The following is a 350-nucleotide window of genomic DNA, read 5'->3' on the forward strand; positions in this document are numbered from 1 at the left end:
TATGAGTTGGATAAGTGCTCGTAGTCAGCATCCAAAAGCCGACATACAAGCTCAAGACGCTTTTAAAAAAACTTTATAGCACAGGTTAAGGCGTCACTGCCTACTGATGTGAGCTTAGATCAAGTGGACATCTGGTTTCAAGATGAAACTCGAATAGGACAACAAGGCTCATTGACCAGAGTTTGGCACTATCGCGGTGGGCGACCTCGACTGATCAAACAGCAACAGTTTCATTCCGCTTATCTGTTTGGTGCCTTTTGTCCAGCGACAAAGAAGGCGGTCGGCTTAGTACTGCCTTTCGTTAATAAACACACCATGTTATTGCATATGCAAGAGATTAGTAAAGCCGT

The 350-nt window shown here is 44.3% G+C and carries 1 protein-coding gene; it reads left to right on the top strand.

What is annotated here, in order from left to right; all coding sequences use genetic code 11:
• Positions 1-108 precede the first annotated feature (108 nt).
• The coding region (locus CXF58_RS13765; RefSeq protein WP_180952498.1) for a transposase at positions 109-350 on the top strand (242 nt) is incomplete at its 3' end.

This window comes from Psychrobacter sp. Sarcosine-02u-2, from assembly GCF_002836335.1.
GTDB classification, from domain to species: Bacteria; Pseudomonadota; Gammaproteobacteria; order Pseudomonadales; family Moraxellaceae; genus Psychrobacter; species Psychrobacter faecalis.